Source organism: Streptomyces sp. NPDC002817 (assembly GCF_053592055.1).
In genome coordinates, this window is the sequence record NZ_JBSFUY010000035.1 from 1 (window position 1) to 21,061 (window position 21,061).

The window sequence follows — 21,061 nt, forward strand, 5'->3', positions numbered from 1 at the left end:
TCGCGCGCTCGGTATTCGTCACGAAGGCCAATGATCGTCCGGACGAACTGGTCAGCCACGTCTCAAGCTGCCCGCTGTCGATCCTTGTCCGAAGGGCCTCCGGCACGCTCTCGGACGACGCAGGGACACTGCTGTCGTCATCGATCACCCAAGCCTCGATCATGAGCACGACGATCTCACAGCCGGATCTGAGAGACAGTGCCTAGGTGTGCAGTGGGCCGTGGCCAGGCCGGCAGACCGGGTGTGCACGCGCACTCGGCTTGCCGACTGGCGGGCTGGGTGAAAGGCATGGGCTGTGACGCGGACACTGCCGGAACCGATGCCCGCCATGCCCTCGCGTTCCCTGCCCACCTGGTCGCGTTCGACCTCCTGCGCCTGAACACGGGACCTCACCGGCCGCCCCTTCAGCGAACGATACGCCGCGCTGCAGACGTTGTTCCTCAAGCAAGGCCTGGCGGCGCCCTGAACGACCCGAAGCAGGCGAGGGTATGGCTGGCTGACGACACCGCCGTCGGCATCGCAAGCCTGGTGTTCATGCCTCAGGATTTCGGCGTCCGGGTCCCCGGCGAACGCCTCGGCCGCAGCCCCGGCGAAGTTGTCGGCCGCCCGGCAGGCGGCATCCAACTGGGCGACCAGCGAGCGGGTTTGGAGCCCCATGACCTGCTCGACGAGCGGCGGCTGGTGCAGGTAGTCGCTGGTGAAAGTGGTGCGCAGCCGTTCCACCCAGACCTCGACGTTCCACTGCCGTCCGGATCTGCGCAGGGCGGCCCGTAGTTGGCACGGATCAGGAGGCGGCGGTGTACTCGGGTGCTGCGGCGAGGACCGCGCGTGCTTCCCGGGCGTCCAGGCCCACGCCGCGGACGGCGAACGCCACGAGGGCGGCCGGGTAGTACTGCTTGAGGTGCGAGCCGCAGCTGATTGTTGAGCTGGGCGCAGTTCCACACCGTGTCCTGCTGGGCGCGGGCTGGCTACACAGTGGTGGGCGAACAGCCCACGAGAGACGGTGGCTCCGGCAGCCCGTACCCGGTGACCCTGCTGGAGCAGCGCCTCCGTGACGGGAGCTCTCGACCGGACAACAACCTGGACGAGGGCCCGCGCCTCGGTATCGAAGCCGTCAGGTGCGGGTCAGTTCTGCCGGGTCACCCAGGCGGAACATGTGCCTGCAGTGATCAGCTTGGTCGACCAGCGACCGAGGCAGGCGCGGAAACGGATCGTGTCGTTCGAGCCGTCAGGGAAGTCCTTGTTCTTGTAGCGGACGGCACCGGCGCCGTCCGCGTCGAAAACGGCGCCATAGCGCACAGTGCGGTCCTGGGCGTCGCGGATCACCCAGTCCACGACGGCGGAGGAGCCGTCCGACTTCCCGTCGTAAAGATGGAACCAGTCGCCCACGCCCGAGTAGCAGACGGCGGCGTTCCAGCCGACGCTGGCGGACTCTCCGCAGCTGGCGGACTCTCCGCTGCTGGCGCAATCCCAACTATCAACGCCGACCGGTCCATTGGCATCCGTGGCTCGCTCGGTTTCAGCGGTGACGGCGGATGCCTGGGTGACGGTGAGGAGGATGGCGGCGGAGAGGATGCCCGCGAGGGTGCCTATCCGCTTCATGGAGCGGCTCTTGATCACAAAGTTCCTTCTGTGAGCTGCATCCGACCGACCTTTGGCATGGTCATGAGACCACCAAGAACGATCACGGCACCGCCCAGCGTGGCCTGCGCGTGGGTGTCAGCGACGCGGCCGCGGACTTCCCCGGCGATCTCGACGACGCCAAACCCGAGGAACGCGAGGTACTGATCCGTGGTGTCCTCACGCGCACCGTCGACGCCACCGGCTGGCTCACCGAAGCAAATGAAGCGGTTGCCGCTGCCGCACTGATTGCGGCGCAATGCCCAGGCGGCGAGCCGATCGATACACCGTAGGGCCCTGAAGAACCCGTGCCCGCTTTTGGGGGCGAATACCCCGCGTCATTGTCCGTGCCGGGGTCGGCGGTGCAACCTCTCGTGACTGTTCCGCGGGTGTCGGCACGATCCACGGCCCGGATCCGGGATCCCGGCCCCTGTCAGGTTTCCTTGACATTGACCACGTGTCAGGGCAGCCTGACGCCGGTGGAAGCTGAGGACACCCCGGCCTCATTGGCAGGCCTGGTCACCGACAAGGACCCCGCCGTCGGCTTGGAGGCAGTTGTCGCGTTGCGTCGTCTCCTGGAGGAGCTGGAGCGGCTGCACGTCGACAACGCCCGCGGTCAGGGCTGGTCATGGCAGAGCATCGCCACGTCCCTGAACGTCACCAGGCAGTCGGTGCACGAGAAGCATTCAGGTAGGCGCAAGGCCATGGGCATGGAGGAGTAGAGGTGTTCGAGTTCTTCACCGATCGCGGGAAGCAGGCCGTGGCGGCCTCTCAGGACGAGGCGATCGCTCTGGGGCACGACTTCATCGGCACCGAGCACCTCCTGCTCGGCCTCCTCGCCACCGAATCCGGGACGGCCGCCAGGGCGCTGCACGGGCAGAACGTCGACCTGGAGCGGGCCCGGCAAGAGACCGTACGTGTCCTGGAAGCGGCCGGGATCTCAGCCCTTGGAGGGCAGCCCGCTCGCGACGCCCTGACGTCGCTCGGTATCGACGTAACGGAGATCCAACGTCAGGCCGACGCCTCATTCGGCCCCGGCGCCTTCCAGTTCCCCAGGCCCGCCTACACCCCCGAGGCCCGCATGGCACTGACGAACACCCTCGGCGAGGCCCGAGCCTTGGGCCGCGACACGTTCGGTACCGAGCACATTCTGCTCGGCCTTCTGACCGTGCCCGAAGGCCACGCCCTGAAGGTTCTGGCCTCCTTCCGGGTCGACCCCACGACCCTGCGCCGGTCGATCCTCGCCCAGGCCACCGCGGAGGGACTGTGAGCACGGGGCGCGTCGCGGCAGTGAGCCGCAACGCCACGTACGCGTTCAGCAAGCCCAACCACCCGTCCGTCAGGCTGATCGCCGGCCTCGGAGTGGAAGGGGACGTCCACGCCGGTGCAACAATCCGCCATCAGTTCCGCATGACCTACGAACCGGACCTGCCCAACCTGCGTCAGGTCCACCTGATGCACGAGGAACTCTTCGAGGAACTCGCGCTCAAGGACTACGAGGTCTCCGCGGGACAGCTCGGCGAGAACATCACCACCCGTGGAGTGGACCTCCTTGCCCTGCCCACCAGCACACTGCTGCACCTGGGAGACGACGCGGTGATCGAGGTGACCGGACTGCGCAACCCCTGCTCGAAGATCAACGACTTCCGGACCGGTCTGCTGGGCGAGATGTTCGCCCTGGACCCGCACTCCGCCGAGTTCACCTTCAAATGCGGTGTCATGGCCGTCGTCCACCGAAGCGGAACCGTCCACCCCAACGATCCCATCGAAATCGAACTTCCGGCTCGCCCGCACCGCCCACTGGAACGCGTCTAGGGACTCCATGACCGTGCTGCCAGGTCGAACAGACCGCCACCGACGCCGTGACGGCCCAGCTGCGGCACATCCTTCGCACCTCGAAGCCAAGGTCCCCAAAGCCGCAGCCCACTTGGACACCGCCCAGCACCAGCTGCCGGCGTTCACCGCGTTCCCACGCGAGACCTGGCGGCAGATCTGGCCCACCAACCCGCAGGAGCGGCTGAGCAGGGAGATCAGGCGTCGCACCGACGTGGTCGGCATCTTCCCCCGACCGAACCGCCCTGATCCGTGGCTTGGTTGATGAGACAGAACACCGCATCTCGATGCGTCCTGGCAGCCGTTCCTGTTCCCATGACGCGGCGAATGCCGGTGAGTTCTGACACCGCGTGGGGGTGCCCGGCTCCTTCCCCGGCGTCCTGATGGTGCCGACCGCGGCCCGTGTCACGGTCGTTCTTCCTCGGCTGCCGATGCATCCCGCAGACCGCAGAGCGCCAGGACCGTCATCGCCACCGCGGCCCCCGCCGCCACGCCGAAGCCGCCGTGTGCACCGCCCGTGTCGACCACCTGTCCCGCGATGGCCGCGGCGGCTGCTGATCCTGCGGCGCTTGCGGAGTTGCCCCAGGTGAACGCCTGGGTGAGGACGGCGCGCGGGACGGACGACTGGGTGAGGACGGAAGTGAGGATCAGCAGGACGGGGACAGCGAGTCCGGTCAGGGCGAGGGTGGCGCCGATCGCGAGGGGCCCGTCGAGGATGGTCAGCGGGAGGCTCATGAGGGCGAGGCCGGCTGCGGCTGCGGCCTGGTGGCGCCGGGGTGAGCCGCCGTAACGCCATGCTCCGTAGGCCCACCCACCCACCAGATTGGTGCAGTTGGAGGCGAAGTAGAGAAGCGCTGCCACGTCCGGTGTACCGCGTCCGACGGCGTATGCGGTGACGGACACCTGCATCGCACCGAAGAACACCCCGAGCGCGAGCCCGAGCGCGACCTGCCGCAGGAACGCGGAGCCAAGCAGGGCGCGTTGGGCGTGCCGGGCTTCGGCGCGGCCCGTGAGGGGCGGCGTGGTGCGGCGCTGGGCGGCGAGGGCGAGCCCGCCGCCGACGACGAGCGCGGCGGCGAGCAGCACGCCGGTGCCCGGGCGGCCTGCCGCGCCGAGGACGCTCACCAGGGCGGGGCCGGCCAGGTAGGACACGCCGTTGGCGAGAGCCTCCAGGGCGAAGGCGGTGGGTAGAGCGGCAGCCCGTTCACCGCACAGCAGCGCGGACCAGCGAGCGGCGGACAGGGCACCGAGCTGGGGCAACGTTGCCCCGACGAGGACCCCGGCGACGGGGTCCGGAACAGCGCCGGCGAGGAGCAGCGCCACGGCCCCGGCATGCGCACCCAGCGCGCAGGGAAGCACCCGCGCCTGCCCGAACCGGTCGACGAGACGACCGATCTGGGGCCCGGCGACGGCATCGGCGACAGCGAAGGCGCCGGTGACGAGACCCGCGGCGGCATACGAGTCGGTGCGTGCGTGCACCAGCCAGACGATGCCGATCCCTGTCATGGCGATACCCAGACGCCCGACAGCAGCGGGAAAGAAGAAGGCCGCAGCACCCGAAGTGCGCAGCAGAGTCAGGTAGTTCGCCGAAGCCGAAGGCACGGCGCATCCCTTTCGCCGCCCGGCGGGACGCGCCACACGGGGTCGTCGGCGTCCGGATGTGCCGACCCGTGGCTGCGCCTGAAGCCGTCCAGTTGGCGGCATGGAGCGGGGACGCGCACCCCACGCCGACTCCCTCACCGGGCAGATGTCATGCGGTGGTTGATGACCTCCTTGAGCGTAGAGGAACAACGCGCAGAAACGAACAGAGGACGAGCCCGTCGTGATCGTCAGCCTGCGGCCTTTCGGCCCTGGCCCGGGTCTGGGCACAGCCGAAGGAGTCGATGCCGGTCTCGATGATGTTCCCGCCGAAGGTGAGACGCTCGACGACGGCCGCGCAGAGCCCTCATCCCCAACTCCCAGGTGTTTTACGACCGTAAGCGCGCCGAGGGCAGACGCCATACGCAGGCCGTGATCGCCCTTGGCTGCCGCAGAGTCAACGTCCTGTGGGCCCTTCTCCGGGCCCGCCGCGTCTACGAAGCCGCTCCCCCAGATCCCACCGGCTGGTTCGGGCGATCATCGGATCGCCACAACCAGCGCAAGGCATCGGGGAGCAGGACACCACCGTGGTTGGGGCTGTGGCCGCCATCACCCAGGACGAGGCGGAAGTCGTAGCCGGCTTCCGCGAGTGCCGCCGCGACACGCAAGTTGTCGGCGAGCCAGTTCGCCTCGGGCTCGTTCCAGCGCAGGTCACGATGGCCCGCCTGCAGGAAGATCCGCAGCGGCTTGCGGGGAACGCGGCCGACGACGTCGGGGTAGGGGTTGCCGTTCGGCATCTGCGCGAAACTGGACAGGTACCCGATGACGCGGCGGAACCTGTCCGGGCGCAGCCACGCCGCGGTGAAGGCGCAGTTGCCGCCGCTGCTGCCCCCGCAGATGCCCCACCGATCGGGGTCGTCGGTGATCGCGTAGTGCTTCCTGACCTCGGGGATGATCTCGTTCAGGAGGAAGTGGACATACGAATCGTCGTAGGCGTCGTACTCGGTGTTGCGGTTCTTCGGATTCTCAGCGTCGGGGAAGACGCCCGGGTCGACGAATACGCCGATGGTGACCGGGATGTCCCCGTGGTGGACGAGGTTGTCCAGGACGACCGCGCCGCGGACCTCCCCTCCGGGGTCCAGATACCACCAGCCGTCCTGGAACACCATCAGCGACGCCGGCTCGGCGGGGTCGTACCGCGCGGGCACATGGACCCAGAACTTCCGTGACGTGCCCGGGTAGATCGCGCTGTCGTTCCAGTCGAACGCGACCGTCTCCCCGACCGGCACGCCCGGCCGAAGAGCCGAGTCAGGGCCGTGGGCGTAGCGAACGTCCGACTGGTCCACCGGAATGGGCTGATAGGGCACCTCGATAGTCACCGGGCCACCATAGGAGAGATCACGAACCCTCCCAAAGGGGTTTAGGACCCACCCCTGACGACTTGACTGCTCCACTGGGAAGCCAGTGAGCGCGCCAGCCGGTCACCTTGGCGTTCGGTTCCAGCGCGGCCCGTACCACTGCGTCGGAATCATGGGTTCAGCTGTCGATCGATGAGCCATCGCGCCTGAGCTACGTCGCCGTTGCCAACGGCCAGGCTGGCTCTGGCGGCGATGTAGAAGCGGTCCCGGCCTTCGTCAGCGCGCCGCACGGCAGCCACCCAGTCGAAGTCATCGCCCGCGATGCCACGTGCCGCCCGTTCCAGCTGCAGCACCGCCCAGCGCCACTCGCGTGCGGCGGCCACCGTGTCAGCGTCACCCAGCAGAAGCACCCCCTCCCACGCTTTGGTCCGCTGGGCGTCCGCTTGGGCGATCAGCTCAAGGCCTGTGTTCCGATCAATCGGATGCGCCCGCGACGAGGGTCGTGACGACGCCGTGATGCGATGCGCGAGCAAGTGGACCTCCTTGAGTGCGCGACCGAACTCGGAGTAGGCGTCCAATCGACGCTCATCCCACCGCACCGAGAAGGCACGTTCCCATTGCGCTCTGTCGTTGAGGCGTGCCGTGAGCAGCGTCCCGAGAACGCCGACGATGACACCTATGAGTGCGGGCAGCTGGTTCAGAAAGGCAGTCACCCTCAGAGCGTTCCCGTCACGGTGTCCCGTCAAGTGGCACGCTCAGAGTGGCCAACTGGAGTGTTGTAACCGCACTTCCGTTTGTGCCGGCCGGATGTCGCAGTGAGGTGAAGAGCATCCGACGCAGCCATCACACAACCGCGGCCAGAGCCAGACAAGCTCGTACGCCGACGCCTACCACCACCACCGCTGGCCGGCCTCGTCCGACCCCCACCTGCTGGTCTGCCAGAAGAGCGCGGTCGAGCCCGATCACCCGGCCGTCAGCAGAAGCACCCTGAGCGGAGCCTCTCCCCCGCGGACTGCCACTGAGCGGCCTGAGACAGGACCGCATCCGCAACGACGCAGCAGAAAGCGCCGACCGCTGCGGCTGTTCGCCATCACCGGGCAGACCGCCATGCGCGGCATCACCGCCGCCCACCCCGAACGAACCGCCAAGCCGCCTGGGCAAGCCGCCTGGATCAGCCCTGGAGGGTGGCGAGCCAATCGGTCAGCAGACGGTTGACCTCGTCGGGGCGCTCCTGCTGGATCCAGTGGCCGCAGCCGTCCAGGAGGTGGGAGGCCGACAGGCCGGGGAGGGTGGTGGGGTAGGCGTCGATGGCGTCGGACATCCAGGTGGTGGAGGCGTCCAGGGCGCCACCGAGGAACAGGGACGGCTGCTTGATCGGGGCTCCGCGGTGCGGGGCGAGGTCTTCCCAGTCGCGGTCCATGTTGCGGTAGCGGTTGAGTGCGCCGGTGATCCCCGTGCGCTCGAACTCCCCGGCGTAGACGTCGAGGTCGTCCTCGCTCAGCCAGGCCGGCAGGACCCCCGTGGGGAAGCGGTCGCGCAGCCGGCCGCCGCCGCGGGCGACGAAGTGAGGGTCAAGCTCACCCTGCCCGGGCATGGTGTCGGCGGACAGGGCCGCGTAGAAGCCCGCGAGCCAGCCCCGGACATCGGGCTCGATCTCCGCCTCGGCGCGGCCGGGCTTTTGGAAGTAGGAGACGTAGAACTCCTGCTCGCGGCCGCCGATCCGGCCGAAGACGTCGGTGGGGCGGGGGCCGCCGGGCGGCGCGTAGGGGACGCTCAGCAGGCCGACGGCGCTGAAGACGTCAGGGTGCAGCAGGGCGCAGGCGGCGGCGATGCTGGCGCCCCAGTCGTGGCCGATGACCACCGCGTTCTGTTCGCCGAGAGCGCGCACGACGGCGGCGTTGTCCTGTACCAGGTCGAGCATCCGGTAGGCGTCGGTCGCCGCCGGCTTGGAGGAGCGGCCGTAGCCGCGCACGTCGATCGCCACCGCCCGATAGCCGGCCGCGGCAAGGGCCGGGAGCTGGCGGCGCCAGGAGTACCAGGACTCGGGGAAGCCGTGCACGAGCAGGACCAGCGGGCCGGTGCCCTGCTCGACCAGGTGCAGGCGCCCGGCCGGGGCTGCGACGGTGCGGTGGCAAAGCTCGGCGGTCGGCTCCGGCTGCATGGGCTTCTCCTCGGCTCGCGGACGGACGCGGCTACCCATCGATCATGCGGTGCGGCACCCGACCGACGCGATCAGCCTTGCCACTCTGGCAAACTCGCAGGACACGGTGGTCGCACGGCACGGTACGAAGGAGCGGGCAAGGTGGCAGTCGACGACGTGGACGACACGCTGGCCGCGATGGGGCCTCGGTTGCGGGCCGCGCGCGAGCACCACGGCGCGACACTCGCCGGTGTCAGCTGCGCGACCGGCATCTCAGCCAGCACCCTGTCCCGGATCGAGACCGGCCGACGCAAACCCACCCTGGAGATGCTGCTGCAGCTGTCGAAGGAGTACGACCTCTCCCTGGACGAACTGGCCGGCACCGCACCCGCCCCCGCGACCGAGCCGCGCACCACGGCACCTCTGAGCTTCGGCGACGACAAGGCCGTGCTGCCGCTGACCCGGTACGTCGGCGGCCTGCACGCCCACAAACACATCCTGCCCGCCATCGAGGACCCGCCCGCGCGGCCCCGTCAGGTCTCCCACGAGGGCCACGAGTGGCTGTGCGTGCTGTACGGGCGGCTGTGGCTCGCACTCGGCGACCACGACCTCATCCTGACTGCCGGGGACGCCATCGAGTTCGACACCCGCACCCCGCACGGGGTGGCGAACGCCGGCATCGGCCAGCCGGTCGAGCACCTGATCATGTTCGGCCCCCAGGGCGAGCGCCTACGCTTGCGCACAGCGACGGGCGCCGGCAGCGAGACCCCCCAGCCCAATCGCGCTCAGGCCTGCTGCCAAGAACAGCCGTAGGAGCCGCGACCCGCACCGACAAGACGGCGACGTCACGACCCCGCACCCAGGTCCGCGGCCAAGGACCGCCCAGATTCCCGGAACACGCACGCTAGCGACCCAGCGGCCCGCGCAGAAAACCCGCGATGCCGGCGACCAGTCAGAGAGGGCTCCCGGAGGCAGGTGGCCAGGATGCAGTCTGCGGCATCGGCGCTTGGAGCGCGGTGAGGTAGACCTTGGCGTCCTTGTGGCCCTGCTCCCGGCGGCGGCAATGTTCGCCGCCCGTCAGGCGGTGTCCCCGACCGCATCCGACCGCCCACGCGAGTTCGGGCTCGATGGACTGGCCCGCCGACACCGTGGACTCGGTCCGCCGGCCCAGTGCCGGTGAGCTCACTGCGCAGTACGGCCAGGCCCTCGGCATACGGCACGAACGACACGCAGAGATGCGGCGCAGCCACGAAGCCGACGGGGGCGGGCGCCACACGGCCCGCTGGCCTTCATCGCGGAACGAGGCGACTGGGCCTGGCTCGGCCGGGCCCGCTTCTGCACCGGTCCGTGGACGTCCAGGGCCAGGACGAGGCGGAAGAAGGTGGGCCCGGGGCGTGGTGGTCTGTGCGGCACGGACATCTGGACCGCCGAGGGGGCTCGCGCAGGGCAACTCCGCCTAGGCGTTCAACAGTTGACTGGTGACAGGGCGTCAAAACATGACTGCGTCTAGTAACGTCTGACTGGTCACAGATCCGCCCTGATGATGAGGAAACGCCATGCCCGAGATCGTGCGGATGCCCATCGAGGGCGGGGAGCCGATTCTGCTGGAAGTCGACCGCCGTACGGACCGGGTCGGCCGCGGCCAGGACCACATCGACACGGCCGGCGAGAGCCTGCAGCGCAGCCTGGAACGCGTCCAGGAGATCGCCGGTCATGTCTTCGACCGGCTGTCGGCCCTGCCGCGCACACCGAACCACATCCGGGTGGAATTCGGGGTGAAACTGACGGCGGACGCGAACGTGATCCTGACCCGTACCGGCGGTGAGGCCCACTTCGTCATCGAGATGGAGTGGGAGAAGGGACAGGCTGGCGGCGATGCCGGGGCCTGACTTCTCCCAGGCCGTCGCCCGGGTCTGGGGCGCCGGTTCAGAGCCGGTCGGGTCGGCCTTCCTCGTGGGCCCGCGCACGTTGCTGACCTGCGCGCACGTGCTGGCCCACGCCCGTAGTGGCCGCTCCCGGCGCGCGCAGCGCCACCCTGTCGTCCCCCAGGAGGGCTGGGAGGTCGAGGTCGACTTCCCTCAGCACGACACGGCGCGGCGGCACGGCGCACAGCGCCTCACCGCGCGGGCCGTCATGGTGGCACCGGCGGACGGGCTGCACGGCGACATCTGCGTCTTGGAACTCCTCGACGAGGAACCGCAGCTGCTCGGCCGCCTGGTCCTGCACCCCTTGGACGATCTCCAGGGGCGGGGGTTCCGCACGTTCGGCTACCCGGCCGACTTCGAGGACGGTGTCTCGGCCCGGGGCCGACTGCGCGGAATAGTCGGCGGCAGCTGGCTGGAGGCCGTCACCGACGAGATCGAGCCGGGATTCAGCGGAGCCCCGGTGTGGGCGAACCCTCTCAGTGGCGTCGTCGGAATGGTGGTGGCCCGGCACGGCTCCGGGCGGGCCTACGCCGTGCCCGTGCGCAGTCTCTTCGCCGCACACCCGCCGCTGCGGGAGATGGCCTTGCCGCCGTCCCCGTACCGCGGCCTTGAGCCGTTCGAGCAGGATGACGCGCTGGTGTTCGCGGGCCGTGACGCCATGGCGGGGGAACTGGCGGACCTCGTCGGCAAGCACCCGGTGACCGTCGTGCACGGCCCGTCCGGCGTGGGCAAGACGTCCCTGGTCCGAGCCGGTGTACTGCCCCGGCTCGCAGCGTCCGGAGCCGCGACAGCCGCCGTACGCCTGCATCCGCAGATCGCGCTCGCCGCCGAACTTGCCGCGGCACTGCGCATCGGTGGAGAACCAGCCCCGGCCGCAGTGTGCGAGGAGCTCGCACGGCTGCTCGGCCCGCCCGCCCCGGCTGCCCTGTCCGCATGGCTGGAGTCCGCCGGAGCCGACCGTCTGGTGGTGGTACTGGACCAGCTCGACGAGGTACTCGCGGCCGATCCCGCCGCCGCCACCGCCATCGACGCCTACGTCGGCAGGCTGACCCGCACATCGGACGGCGTCCCGACACCGGTCCGGGTGTTGGTGACTGCTCGCGACACTTTTCGGCATCTGGCCGGCGAGCACACGCCGACCATCTACACGGCGTGGGACGCGCGCGGACGGGCCGTCAACCCGCCGACCTCCGCCGAGCTACGAGAGATGATCACCAAACCGCTGCGCACAGTGCGCTGCACGATAGCCTCCGCACTCGTCGAGCAGATCGTCGAGGACACCCGCTCGAGTACGTCGGCCCTGCCCCTGGTAGAGGAGACCCTCTCGGCGCTGTACCAGCGGCAGCAGTCGGGCCGGCTCACCGGCACCGCGTACCAGGACATAGGCGGCGTGACGGGGGCCCTGCAGCAGCGGGCCGACGACGTGGTGGACCGGCTGCGGTCGCTGGAGCATGCCCCGGAGAGCCTGCTGACCCAGCTCGTACGGCCCGACGACACGACAGGCGAGCGGGCTCAGGGACAGCCGCCGCAGGACGTGCGCCGGGTGGCCCTGCGCGAGGACCTGAGCGACGAACAGTGGCAAGTGGCGCAGGAATTGGCCACCGCACGCCTTGTCGTCACCACCAGCGGCGTCGGCCCTTCTGGCCCGGGGACCGCCGAACTCGCCCACCAGGTTCTCATCGACGCGTGGCCGCAGCTGCGCAAATGGATCGCGGCCTCGCGCGACTTCCGGGTCTGGCAGGAGAGTCTGCGCGATGCCCTGCACCGGTGGCGGGCGGCCGAACCCGGCCGCGACCGCCGCCACGCCCTGCTGCGCGCCACGGAACTGCGCCTGGCTTCGCGATGGCTTCGGCAGCGCGGCGACGACGTACGGCCCCACGAGCGGGACTTCATCGAGTTGTCGCGTCGCCGACGAAATATCCTCAGGGGCTGGCTGGCTGCTCTGGTCGCGTTCATCGCCACAGCGGTCGGCATCGTGGTCCAGCAGAGTAATAGCGCCAGTGCTCACCAGCACGCCCTCGGGCTGTCTCGCCAGCTCGCCGCCCACAGTTCCGGGGCATCGCCCGCTGTGGCCCGTCAGCTCGCTGTCTCCGCGTGGGCAGTGGCGCAAACCGACGAGGCCGGCGCCGCCGTTGCGGGACTGCTGCGTGAGGCCCGGCAGAACAGCGTCATGGTCGTCTCCACCAGTGCGGTGCGATCCCTGGCCTTCACCCACGACGGCAGGTATCTGGCCACCGGCGCGGACGACGGGACGCTGCGGCGTTGGGATGCGCGCACAGGCGGGCCGGTGGGAAAGCCGGTCACCGCCAGCCAGGCGGACGGACGGAGCACGAGGGTCAACGCGGTGGCCTTTGATCCCGACGGCAAGGTCCTTGTCACCGGGACGGGCGATGGCCGGCTGCGTGGCTGGAACCCGCGGACGGGACGACCTGCGGCCGAGCCGGTGGCATTCGGCCCCGTCGAAGTCACCTCAGTCGCCATCAGTGCCAACGGCAAGGTCATGGCAGTCGGGACAGGTGGCGGAACGCTCGACGTATGGCGCATTCCCAGCGGCGATCCGGTCAGAGGAACCACGCTCGTGGGAGGGATCGTTCGGGCGGTGGCGCTCAGCCCGGACGGCAAGACCGTGGCCACCGCCTCCGGCGACGGACAACTGGAGGTCTGGGACGTCGAAAGCGGCGACAGACGCTATGCGGTCGTCGCCAGCTCGCCGGCCAGCGATTCTTCCGTTGACGTCTCCGCGGTGACATTCAGCGACGATGGGAGCGTCCTTGCCAGCGGCGGACACGACGGGACGCTGCGGCTGTGGAACCCCACCACCGGCCGACCGCTGCGCAAACCGATCCCGGTCGGCAGCTCCGTCAACGCAGTGGCCTTCAGCCCTGACGGCAAGACGCTGGCCACCGGCACGGACGACGGGACGGCCCGGCTGTGGAACCCCACCACCGGCCGACCGCTGCGCAAACCGATCCCGGTCGGCAGCTCCGTCAACGCGGTCGCCTTCAGCCCTGACGGCAAGACGCTGGCCACCGGCACGGACGACGGGACGGCCCGGCTGTGGAACCCCACCACCGGCCGACCCCCGCGGGTGTCCGCCGCCATCGATCTCCGCGCCGACGCTCTCGCAGTGAGCCCCGACGGTGCGACCGTGGCCACCGGGACCGCCGCAGGACAGCTGCAGCTGTGGGAGGCGGCCACCGGACATCCGCTGCACGCACCCATCGTCGCAGCTCCGGATCCTCGCATCGCGCAGATTCCGGTCAAGGCGGTGGCGTTCAGCCCGAACGGCAAGGCGCTCGCGGTCGGCACCTACGACGGGGCCGTCCGGCTCTGGGACCCCTCCTCGGGAAAGCCTGTCGGCGCACCGTACAAGGCGGACCGAGGGATCCCGGTATTCTCCCTCGCCTTCAGCCCCGACGGGAAAGTCCTCGCCGTCGGCACCAGCGACGGCGCCGTCCAGCTGCTGGATCCCGCCACCGGACGCCACCTGCGAGAGCCACTCACGGTCGTGGGGAACTCGATCGGCGCCAGCCGCCTCGTCTGGGCGGTGGCCTTCAACGCGGACGGGACACAGCTGGCCACCGCAACCGGCGACGGCATGCTGCGCGTGTGGGACTCCGCCACGGGGCGCCCGGTCGGCAGCCCCGTCACGGTCACCGGCGACGGCACAGTCGCCGGTGCACTCACGTTCAATCCCACAGGCACCACCCTGGCCCTCGCAACCAAGAATCACATCCAGTTCCGCGACACCGCCACCCACCTGCCGGTCGGACTCGCCATCCCGGTCAGCGCCGCGCCGGCAGCGCTGACCTTCACTCGCGCAGGAAGCGAGCTCATGATCGCAACCTACGACGCCGTGGTGCGCCGCGTCCCGACCGAACCACTCACCGACCCGTACAAGGCGCTGTGCACCGAAGTCGGCGCACCAGACACACAGGTCTGGGACAACTTCGCACACGGCGAGACCCAGCCATCGACCTGCTGAAGACCCTTGCCATCAAGATCGACTCCGGGGCGGTGGAACACGCGGGAGGATCTCCCACAGCGGCCGCCTGCCCCGGGCCCATTGCTCCAGCACCCGCCGGTCGACCAGGTGCAGGCGCTGCTGCCGGGCGAAGTCGCGGGCCGGACCAGAGATCCTCGCGTTGGTCACCATCACGACAACATCACCGCCGTGTACCGGCCGGCCCGTGCCGTTGAGCGTCTGCAACTCCGGCGTCCCTACAGCCGAGCCATCCATACCCCTCCTGCGGTGCTTGCACTGGATCACCCACAGCCGCCCCAGCGGATCGTGGCCCTTGACGTCGGCCCCGAGATCTCCGCGGCCGCCACAGCGCAGCGCATCCCGGCAGCCGTCCCGGGCCAGCAAGTCCCGTACTGCGAGCTCGAAGGCACTGTGGTGCATGGCGTCCAGCTGCCCAAGTGAGTAGGTCAGACCCTCCACCCGCAGCCGCGCGGACCTCACCCGGTCAACCCGCTGATGGGCCCAAGCAGCCAGGGCAAGAAGCGATAGGAGGCCGATCACGAGCAAGACCCACCAGTGTGCCCACACCCACTGCCCCACCCTGACCAGCACCAACCCGACGACCACGAACCCGCCCAGCGCAATCAGCAGCTCATCGTCACCTTTGCACCGCCGTCGGCGGGCACTCACCGCAAGCCCTCAACCGACGTGCCGCACCACGCCCCGCCCGGGCACCGGCCGACATGATCGACGTCGTGGAATCCCCTGTCCCCGCGCACAGTCCCCCCTCGTCCGCAGTTCCCCGCCGCTTTCATGACAGCACCCGGCACTGGCAGCGGGCCGACCGTCGCAAGCACCTGACCGGAAATCGCTGCCAGATACCCAACAGCTGCACACCGTCGCTGAGTTGACCGCCCTGGACAGTCAGTGCCGGTCGCCACCGTCGAACGCCGCGCCGAGGAACACCCGGCCCCGCCCGGCGACGCCTAAGCCCCCACCAACGCCGCGACGGCACCCGAGTGCCCGGGCTACAGACGCCGCAACCGGCCCCGCGCCGCACAGCCCCCTACGCCGCCCCGCCGCAGCGCGCCGCGGCCCCGCCGGAACACCCCCACCCAGTCCACCACTACCACTCCGACTCCGGCGACAGCACCCGCGTACGCGGGCATCATCGCCGTGTCAGCCCGCGCACCCTCGCCGTGGTCACCGGCCCCGGGGGGCGCTCTGCTGCCGCTCCTCTTAGCTGGCTCAGGCGGGCCGACCGGGGCCAGCAGTAGGGCACAGGTCAGTACTACGCACTCGCAGTCGGCATCGAACCCAGCCGGTGACCACCGGTACGGTCATGTCCCGCTCAGCGACCCGCCACCGTCAGGGCCCCGGGCGGTCAACCGTCACCGGCGATGTTCGCCGGCCGTCCGGCCGACACGTAGTCGTAGTACTCGGCCTGCGCCAGTCCGGCGTTGACCCACTTCCCCCGAACCGCTCCGGTCACGTCCTCAGCGGCTTCGAGGGCAGCGCGTGCCTCGTCGCACGTGGCGACAAGACGACCGAACTCCTCTTCCTCGTTGTCCGGGTCCAAAGGAGGGAACTCGACCAGATCGGCGAAGGTCTCATGGCCAACGTCTTCGAGGGTGTACAGGAATACCTCGTAGCCCGTCCTGGCCGGCACGACCTCGACATACCAAACGCCGGAACGCTCCGGCGCGCCGGCAGGACCGAGGAACTGCTCGATCGACCGGCCGCGTCTCAAGGCCCCCAGGGCGAAGGGTTCTGCCAGATAGCGCACGTGAGAAGCTTAAAGGTGTGGCTCGGCAGGCCCGTAGCCGCGGGCAGAGCTGAACCGTTGAAAGCAGCAACCACAGACTCGTTCACCGAGCGAGCGCCGTGCAGGCAATCATGAAGCATGGCCCTTCAGCGCATGAAGCCGCACATCAGCACTCACGGCACAACTGATGAACCAGACTTCAGTCGACGCAGCGTCAGATGCCGTGCCTGACACCTCAATCGCGCTCATCGTGTCCCCGGCGTAGGAGGCGAAACCCAACCCGGACCTGGTCTCCGCGATGCCCTTCGCCCAGCGCGCGGGCGAGCGGGTCGGCGAGCGCGGCCCGGTTGACGGGGACCCGCACCGTCGGGAAGGCGAGACGTTTCGACGGTCTTCGAAAAGTTGGCACTCCACTCCGGCGGCGCCCTACGTTGAAGCCTTCCGCACATGAGAACGCTGAACTCGGACATCGAACCGCCGCGCCCACAAGCCCCGTCCGACATGCCCCACCGTAAGCATTCGCGAGATCAAGAAGGCTCACCTCACGATTGCCGCCAGTCCCGGCAACGCCGCCTCTCCCGGTCCGCGACGCACTGGCCGACCACGACGGCTGCAACACCCGCAACGAAGTCCTGACCGAGGACCCGCCAGCACCCCCACCACCGGAGTCGGGCATGCGCCTGCCGGCCGTGCGCTGCGGATCACCGAACATGCCGACACCGTCGCACGCTCTTTCACGAGTTCACGTCCGAAGACCACGCCACGCCTTTGAGGCCGCTTGTTCGACCCCAGCCTTCGAAGGTGAAGAACCGCCAACCGCTCCACTGGGAACGCGAGTTGAAAGGCACAGGGAGGAGACTTCTCATGGCACTGCGCAAACTGGCCGCGACACTGTTCGCAGCAGCGGCAATCGCGGCATCGACAGTCGGGCTCAACGGTACGGCCGCCGCCCACACCGTCGGCGTCGACGCCGCCACCGGCGTCCTCACCTCCAAGGAAGCCCGGCAGCCGTCACTGACGCCGGCCCAGATGAAGAACGCCGTCGTACCCCGGACGGCCAAGTCCGGCTCGGCCACCGCCTCGCTCAACTGCGCTTACTACTACGTATGCGGCAAGGGCGCGAACGGCAACAGATTCGACTACACCACCTGCAGCACGACCTACACCCTGCCCGACCTCGTCGGCTGGGGCTCCCTCCACAACAACCAGACACCGGGCACCAGGGCCCACTTCTACGACGTCAACGGTGCCTGGATGTTCTCCATCGACGCTCCCGACAGGAATGACGTGTTCTGGACCCCGGTCTGGTACGTCATCGCCTGCTGAACCGACACCGCGACCGAGCCTGCGTGCGGCGGGACAGACCCGACGGTCCACATGGCACAGCCCGAGAGGATGGGTACTTTCCCTGACGCCGGACCGCCTCCAGACTCCTGCCTTCAGATCACCGGTCGCCATGGACCCGCCGGTGAAACTGCGGCAACGGTACGGCCGCCGGGTCAAGAAGGTCGATCAACTCCGCCAGGTGAACCGCAATGACCGCAGGCGCTCTTCGGTCGCTGGCTCGTCACGGGCACGAATCCCGTGTTGATACCGATGGCGATGAGAGCGCCTCGGTCATGGGGGCGACGCAGCCATTGGACCAGGCAGCTCATTGAGCAGGGACGGCACCTGCGTCCAGAGGACCGAACATGCCCTCGGTGACGAACACATCGTGCGTGGCGGCGGCCAAGACGGCTCCTTCCGGTGAAGTGACCTGTCAGCAGGTCAGCATGCCCGTCCTCCGGGCCACGAGGTGTCGGCCCTGACAGGCCTCCGACCCGTCGACGGGCGTGAAGTGGTTGCCGTGCTAAGCGAGACCGGCAAGGGCCTCCAGCTGTGGGACCCGGCCAAGGAAGGCAAGGCCTCCACCCCTGCGACACCCGGACCATGGCCCGCGTCCGCCCTCCCCTCCCCCTCATCTTCGATCACTGGAACACAGCCACAGTCGGTGGCCACATTGCCGTGGTCGGCGAGACCGGCATCACTGGACGGCCGAACCACTCAGTCATCACCAGAGGCGACTCGGGCAATGAGCACGCGTACTCCACATCCACGGACGCAACCGAAATCGGTCACGTCCACGAACGTGGTGTACGTCTGGCTTCCCGAGGAACGCTGCGCTGAGAGTGGTTCTCCGAGGGACGCCGTACGAGAAAGCGTCGTTCGGTGAGCAGTTCCAGAAGGAGAGCCGGTCGCTCGGTCGCCGGCGTGGCTGCCGACACGACGAAGTCGGGGGCGTGAGGGGGCAGGTCGGCCTTCGGTGTGTCCGATGCCGGAGGCGCCACACGTATGTCGAGGAACTGCGTGCCGCTCTTGGCGTGACGGTTCCGCGTGGCGTCACAGTCCTGCGGATGGTCCGGGGTGCCGGCGACAAAAACCAGCATGCCGTTTCGCGCGAGGACTTCGGCGGTCAGCCCGGCACGCCGTGGCTCCTTCGCCTCAAGTACGGCCACCTGGTGCCCGGCGTTGCGCAGCAGATCGGCGAGCGCATGGGCGAGGGGCATCGCTCCGTGACCTGGGGAGCCGGTGAGCCACACCGTCACTCCGCACGCGCAGGGTTTGGCGTACATGGGCATGCTCGGGCTGCCTCACTTCGCGGGAGAGGAGTTGGTCAGGCGCAGACTGTCGGAGAGGGTCCACCAGAGCACGCCGTAGGTGATCACGATGGCCGCGATGCACAGGGCGGCGTGTTGGGCGTTCATCGTGATGGTGAGGCCGCCCGCCACCAGTTGGCTGGCGCCGAGGGAGAGGGTGGAGAACATGAAGTCGGCGCTGAGGACGCGTCCGCGGATCCGGTCCGGGGTGGCCGACTGCAGGGCGAAGGACGACAGGGTGGAGTTCATGCTGCCGCCGATGTGGGCAGTGACGACCAGCAGAACTGCCAGCGGGAACCATGTGACGGCGGAGAATCCGGCATAGGCCAAGCCGAACGTCAGGGTTGAGGCCAGGACCAGCAGACGGATCCGGTCCTCTCCCCCGGACAGCAGGCGCCGGCCGAGCACCGGACCGATCAGCGCGCCCACGCCTCGGGCGGCGTAGAGCAGACCCACACCGACAGCGCCGACGTGGAACACCGCCGCGCCCAGGGCGGGGAAGAGTGCCAGGACTCCGTTGCCCAGGGCGGTTCCCGGCTTGGCCAGGACCAGGGCGATGATGCGACGGTCCGTGCGGGCGAACGCCGCGGTTTCGCGCAGATCGTCCCGGACCCTGTTTCGCGTCCCCGCGCGCCGGTGGTCGCCGCAGGGCTTTCGCACACGCTGGACCAGGGCCGCGGAGAGGCAGAAGGTGACCACGTCCAGCGCGAAGCACCAGTAGGTGCCGACGGCGGATGCGAGCAGGGCGCCCAGTGAGGCGCCCACGGCGAGCATGACCCCCCAGGCGCCACCGCTGAGCGCGTTGGCCGTCAACAAGTCCTGTTTCGGCACCAGGTTGGGCAGTGCGGCGTTGGCGGCCGGCCCGTAGAACGCCTTCACGCCCGCGACACCGCCCAGTGCGATCAAGGCGATCCAGGCCGTCGACTCGTCCCGCACCAGGAACAGGGTGGCGATGAAGGCGGCGGAGAGCAGGTCGCACACGATCATCAGTCGTCGGCGGTCCACGCGGTCGACGATCACTCCGGCGTACGGGGACAGCGCGGCAATGACCAGGGTGTCGGCCGCGAGGACCAGCGCCCCCCACAGCGGGGTGCTGGTCAGCTCCTGGAGCAGGGCGAGGAGCGGGATCATCGCGAACCAGTCGCCGCCCAGGCTGACCAGCTGGGACAGGTAGACGCGGCGGAAGTCCGCCTCCTGGCGCAGCAGTTGGACTGCCGTTCTCGGTGCCGGGGTCGTGTGTGCTGTGGTGCCTGGCGTGTTACTGCCCGTCAGCACTCAGCGCCTCGCGAAGCTCGTCGGAGCGGCCGGTGAGAAGGAGGGAGAGCCGGTGCCGGTTCGGCTCGGGCAGCTGGTCGAGCACGTGGTCGTCCACTCGGGCGAGGAAGCCACGCCCGAGTTCGAGGGCCTCCGCCATCGCTTCGTCGGTGTTCTCCAGCATCGCCAGCGTCGCGATGCGCAGGTCGCCCAGGCACATGTCCCGTTCGTACACGGGCAGCAGTTCGGGAGCGCGTTCGCGCACGAGATCCCCGGTGACCACCATCATGCGCATGCGGGCCGCGATGTTGTCGGGCTCATAAAGGCGTTGGGTGATGGAGCGCTCGCCGGCCTCGCGGATGCGCCAGTGGTAGACGACCTGTCCGACCACGTCCATGGCCTGGGCCTCGATGTGGGCCCTTACGGTCACGGGCGCGTCCTCGTACTGGCGCAGGGTGAAGGTGAATTGGTGGTGATCCCAGAACGATCGGCGGAACACTTTGTTCCAGATCATGCGGTCGAGGATCAGGTCGCGGTCGCGGGTGATGTGAGTGCTGCGGCGCGGGGCGGCGAAGACGTCGGCGTAGCGCGGATGGCGGTGGGTGCCAGCGGAGTTGAGGCGCCGTACGTCCCCGGAGGCGAAGTCGGAGCCCGTGGACTCCAGGGACCGGACCAGGGCTTGGTAGGCCGTCGGCGGGACGGCGTCGTCGGAGTCGGCGAAGGCCAGGTAGGTGCCGGTGGCCTTCGCGGCGCCGGCGTTGCGGGCGGCACTCAGTCCGCGGTTGGGCTGGGTGATCAGGGAGAATCGCTCGTCCTTGGCCACCCATGCGGAGGCGATCTGGGGGCTGTTGTCGGTCGAGCCGTCGTCGACCAGGACCACTTCGAGGTCGGTGAGTTCCTGGGTGGCCAGGGACTCCAGGAGCTCGGGGAAGTAGGGGGCGACGTTGTAGAAGGGTACGACGACGCTGAGTGTCGGCATCCGGGCTAC

The 21,061-nt window shown here is 69.2% G+C and carries 20 protein-coding genes and 3 pseudogenes; 12 read left to right on the plus strand and 11 right to left on the minus strand.

The genetic code is table 11. From position 1 onward, the window contains the following. On the plus strand, window positions 1-206 hold a 206-nt coding region (locus tag ACWD3I_RS40485), incomplete at its 5' end, for a hypothetical protein (RefSeq protein ID WP_451084317.1). A gap of 82 nt (window positions 207-288) precedes the next feature. Then, window positions 289-774: a DNA ligase-like domain-containing protein gene (locus tag ACWD3I_RS40490; protein ID WP_365412970.1), complete on the plus strand. Its 486-nt coding sequence runs from the start codon at window positions 289-291 to the stop codon at window positions 772-774. A gap of 351 nt (window positions 775-1,125) precedes the next feature. Here the strand turns inward: ACWD3I_RS40490 and ACWD3I_RS40495 are convergent, their stop codons facing one another. Next, window positions 1,126-1,620 carry a hypothetical protein gene (locus ACWD3I_RS40495; protein WP_365412968.1) on the minus strand — a complete coding sequence of 165 codons (495 nt, stop codon included), beginning with the start codon at window positions 1,618-1,620 and terminating at the stop codon, window positions 1,126-1,128. Window positions 1,621-1,712: 92 nt separating this feature from the next. Here ACWD3I_RS40495 and ACWD3I_RS40500 point away from each other — a divergent pair, with 92 nt between their 5' ends. From ACWD3I_RS40500 to ACWD3I_RS40520, 5 genes and pseudogenes are all read left to right on the plus strand, one after another. After that, complete coding sequence (locus ACWD3I_RS40500) at window positions 1,713-1,913, plus strand: DUF4259 domain-containing protein (protein ID WP_365412966.1); 201 nt, start codon at window positions 1,713-1,715, stop codon at window positions 1,911-1,913. 186 nt (window positions 1,914-2,099) lie between these two features. Beyond that, window positions 2,100-2,342, plus strand: coding sequence for a hypothetical protein (locus ACWD3I_RS40505; protein ID WP_365412964.1), 243 nt, complete (start codon window positions 2,100-2,102; stop codon window positions 2,340-2,342). Window positions 2,343-2,344: 2 nt separating this feature from the next. Then, entirely contained in the window at window positions 2,345-2,890 is a 546-nt protein-coding gene (locus ACWD3I_RS40510) for a Clp protease N-terminal domain-containing protein (RefSeq protein ID WP_365412962.1), read from the plus strand. Next, entirely contained in the window at window positions 2,887-3,435 is a 549-nt protein-coding gene (locus ACWD3I_RS40515) for an MOSC domain-containing protein (RefSeq protein WP_365412960.1), read from the plus strand. Before ACWD3I_RS40510 ends, ACWD3I_RS40515 begins: the two co-directional genes overlap by 4 nt. 79 nt (window positions 3,436-3,514) lie before the next feature. Next, window positions 3,515-3,707, plus strand: a pseudogene (locus tag ACWD3I_RS40520) (transposase); the annotation flags it as partial. A 151-nt stretch (window positions 3,708-3,858) separates the two neighbouring features. Here ACWD3I_RS40520 and ACWD3I_RS40525 read toward each other — a convergent pair. Both ACWD3I_RS40525 and ACWD3I_RS40530 read right to left on the minus strand, forming a co-directional pair. Continuing rightward, window positions 3,859-5,091: an MFS transporter gene (locus ACWD3I_RS40525; RefSeq protein ID WP_451084318.1), complete on the minus strand. Its 1,233-nt coding sequence runs from the start codon at window positions 5,089-5,091 to the stop codon at window positions 3,859-3,861. A 193-nt stretch (window positions 5,092-5,284) separates the two neighbouring features. Then, window positions 5,285-5,395: pseudogene (locus tag ACWD3I_RS40530) on the minus strand (IS21-like element helper ATPase IstB); the annotation flags it as partial. Between the two features lie 8 nt (window positions 5,396-5,403). On the opposite strand from ACWD3I_RS40530, the pseudogene ACWD3I_RS40535 reads away from it, so the two are divergent. Then, window positions 5,404-5,544, plus strand: a pseudogene (locus tag ACWD3I_RS40535) (IS110 family transposase); the annotation flags it as partial. On the opposite strand, the gene ACWD3I_RS40540 reads toward ACWD3I_RS40535, so the two are convergent. The 3 genes from ACWD3I_RS40540 to ACWD3I_RS40550 form a co-directional block, all read right to left on the minus strand. After that, window positions 5,526-6,410 (minus strand): alpha/beta hydrolase, encoded by an 885-nt coding sequence (locus ACWD3I_RS40540; RefSeq protein ID WP_365412956.1) that lies wholly within the window; start codon window positions 6,408-6,410, stop codon window positions 5,526-5,528. The pseudogene ACWD3I_RS40535 and the gene ACWD3I_RS40540 overlap by 19 nt on opposite strands. Before the next feature lie 149 nt (window positions 6,411-6,559). Further along, window positions 6,560-7,102: a hypothetical protein gene (locus ACWD3I_RS40545; protein WP_365412954.1), complete on the minus strand. Its 543-nt coding sequence runs from the start codon at window positions 7,100-7,102 to the stop codon at window positions 6,560-6,562. Between the two features lie 458 nt (window positions 7,103-7,560). Next, complete coding sequence (locus ACWD3I_RS40550) at window positions 7,561-8,550, minus strand: alpha/beta fold hydrolase (RefSeq protein ID WP_365412952.1); 990 nt, start codon at window positions 8,548-8,550, stop codon at window positions 7,561-7,563. A 141-nt stretch (window positions 8,551-8,691) separates the two neighbouring features. Here ACWD3I_RS40550 and ACWD3I_RS40555 point away from each other — a divergent pair, with 141 nt between their 5' ends. From ACWD3I_RS40555 to ACWD3I_RS40565, 3 genes are all read left to right on the plus strand, one after another. Continuing rightward, the gene (locus tag ACWD3I_RS40555) at window positions 8,692-9,342 is read left to right on the plus strand and encodes a helix-turn-helix domain-containing protein (protein WP_365412950.1); all 651 of its coding nucleotides are present in this window, start codon (window positions 8,692-8,694) and stop codon (window positions 9,340-9,342) included. 743 nt (window positions 9,343-10,085) lie between these two features. Beyond that, a complete protein-coding gene (locus ACWD3I_RS40560) occupies window positions 10,086-10,418 on the plus strand; it encodes a CU044_2847 family protein (RefSeq protein WP_365412948.1) in 333 nt (110 codons plus the stop codon). Further along, entirely contained in the window at window positions 10,405-14,439 is a 4,035-nt protein-coding gene (locus tag ACWD3I_RS40565; protein WP_451084319.1) for an nSTAND1 domain-containing NTPase, read from the plus strand. Before ACWD3I_RS40560 ends, ACWD3I_RS40565 begins: the two co-directional genes overlap by 14 nt. 12 nt (window positions 14,440-14,451) lie before the next feature. Here ACWD3I_RS40565 and ACWD3I_RS40570 read toward each other — a convergent pair whose 3' ends face one another. Together ACWD3I_RS40570 and ACWD3I_RS40575 are read right to left on the minus strand one after the other, a co-directional pair. Next, window positions 14,452-15,108 (minus strand): restriction endonuclease, encoded by a 657-nt coding sequence (locus ACWD3I_RS40570; RefSeq protein WP_365400102.1) that lies wholly within the window; start codon window positions 15,106-15,108, stop codon window positions 14,452-14,454. Window positions 15,109-15,802: 694 nt separating this feature from the next. After that, window positions 15,803-16,204, minus strand: a complete 402-nt coding sequence (locus tag ACWD3I_RS40575) for a hypothetical protein (protein ID WP_365400099.1) — start codon at window positions 16,202-16,204, stop codon at window positions 15,803-15,805. Between the two features lie 843 nt (window positions 16,205-17,047). Between ACWD3I_RS40575 and ACWD3I_RS40580 the strand changes: the two genes are divergently transcribed. Further along, on the plus strand, window positions 17,048-17,509 hold the full coding sequence (locus ACWD3I_RS40580; protein ID WP_365400096.1) for a hypothetical protein: 462 nt from the start codon (window positions 17,048-17,050) through the stop codon (window positions 17,507-17,509). 788 nt (window positions 17,510-18,297) lie between these two features. On the opposite strand, the gene ACWD3I_RS40585 is transcribed toward ACWD3I_RS40580, so the two are convergent. The 3 genes from ACWD3I_RS40585 to ACWD3I_RS40595 form a co-directional block, all read right to left on the minus strand. Further along, window positions 18,298-18,729: a hypothetical protein gene (locus ACWD3I_RS40585; RefSeq protein WP_365400093.1), complete on the minus strand. Its 432-nt coding sequence runs from the start codon at window positions 18,727-18,729 to the stop codon at window positions 18,298-18,300. Between the two features lie 84 nt (window positions 18,730-18,813). After that, window positions 18,814-20,094, minus strand: coding sequence for an MFS transporter (locus ACWD3I_RS40590; RefSeq protein WP_365400090.1), 1,281 nt, complete (start codon window positions 20,092-20,094; stop codon window positions 18,814-18,816). Next, window positions 20,078-21,052, minus strand: coding sequence for a glycosyltransferase family 2 protein (locus ACWD3I_RS40595; RefSeq protein ID WP_365400087.1), 975 nt, complete (start codon window positions 21,050-21,052; stop codon window positions 20,078-20,080). Before ACWD3I_RS40595 ends, ACWD3I_RS40590 begins: the two co-directional genes overlap by 17 nt. Window positions 21,053-21,061 lie beyond the last annotated feature (9 nt).

What these genes read in the sequence shown, in the direction of transcription:
- ACWD3I_RS40490 (WP_365412970.1), top strand. Translation starts at nt 289, where the DNA reads ATGGGCTGTGACGCGGACACTGCCGGAACCGATGCCCGCCATGCCCTC.
- ACWD3I_RS40550 (WP_365412952.1), bottom strand. Translation starts at nt 8,550, where the DNA reads ATGCAGCCGGAGCCGACCGCCGAGCTTTGCCACCGCACCGTCGCAGCC.
- ACWD3I_RS40560 (WP_365412948.1), top strand. Translation starts at nt 10,086, where the DNA reads ATGCCCGAGATCGTGCGGATGCCCATCGAGGGCGGGGAGCCGATTCTG.
- ACWD3I_RS40565 (WP_451084319.1), top strand. Translation starts at nt 10,405, where the DNA reads ATGCCGGGGCCTGACTTCTCCCAGGCCGTCGCCCGGGTCTGGGGCGCC.
- ACWD3I_RS40580 (WP_365400096.1), top strand. Translation starts at nt 17,048, where the DNA reads ATGGCACTGCGCAAACTGGCCGCGACACTGTTCGCAGCAGCGGCAATC.
- ACWD3I_RS40585 (WP_365400093.1), bottom strand. Translation starts at nt 18,729, where the DNA reads ATGCCCCTCGCCCATGCGCTCGCCGATCTGCTGCGCAACGCCGGGCAC.
- ACWD3I_RS40595 (WP_365400087.1), bottom strand. Translation starts at nt 21,052, where the DNA reads ATGCCGACACTCAGCGTCGTCGTACCCTTCTACAACGTCGCCCCCTAC.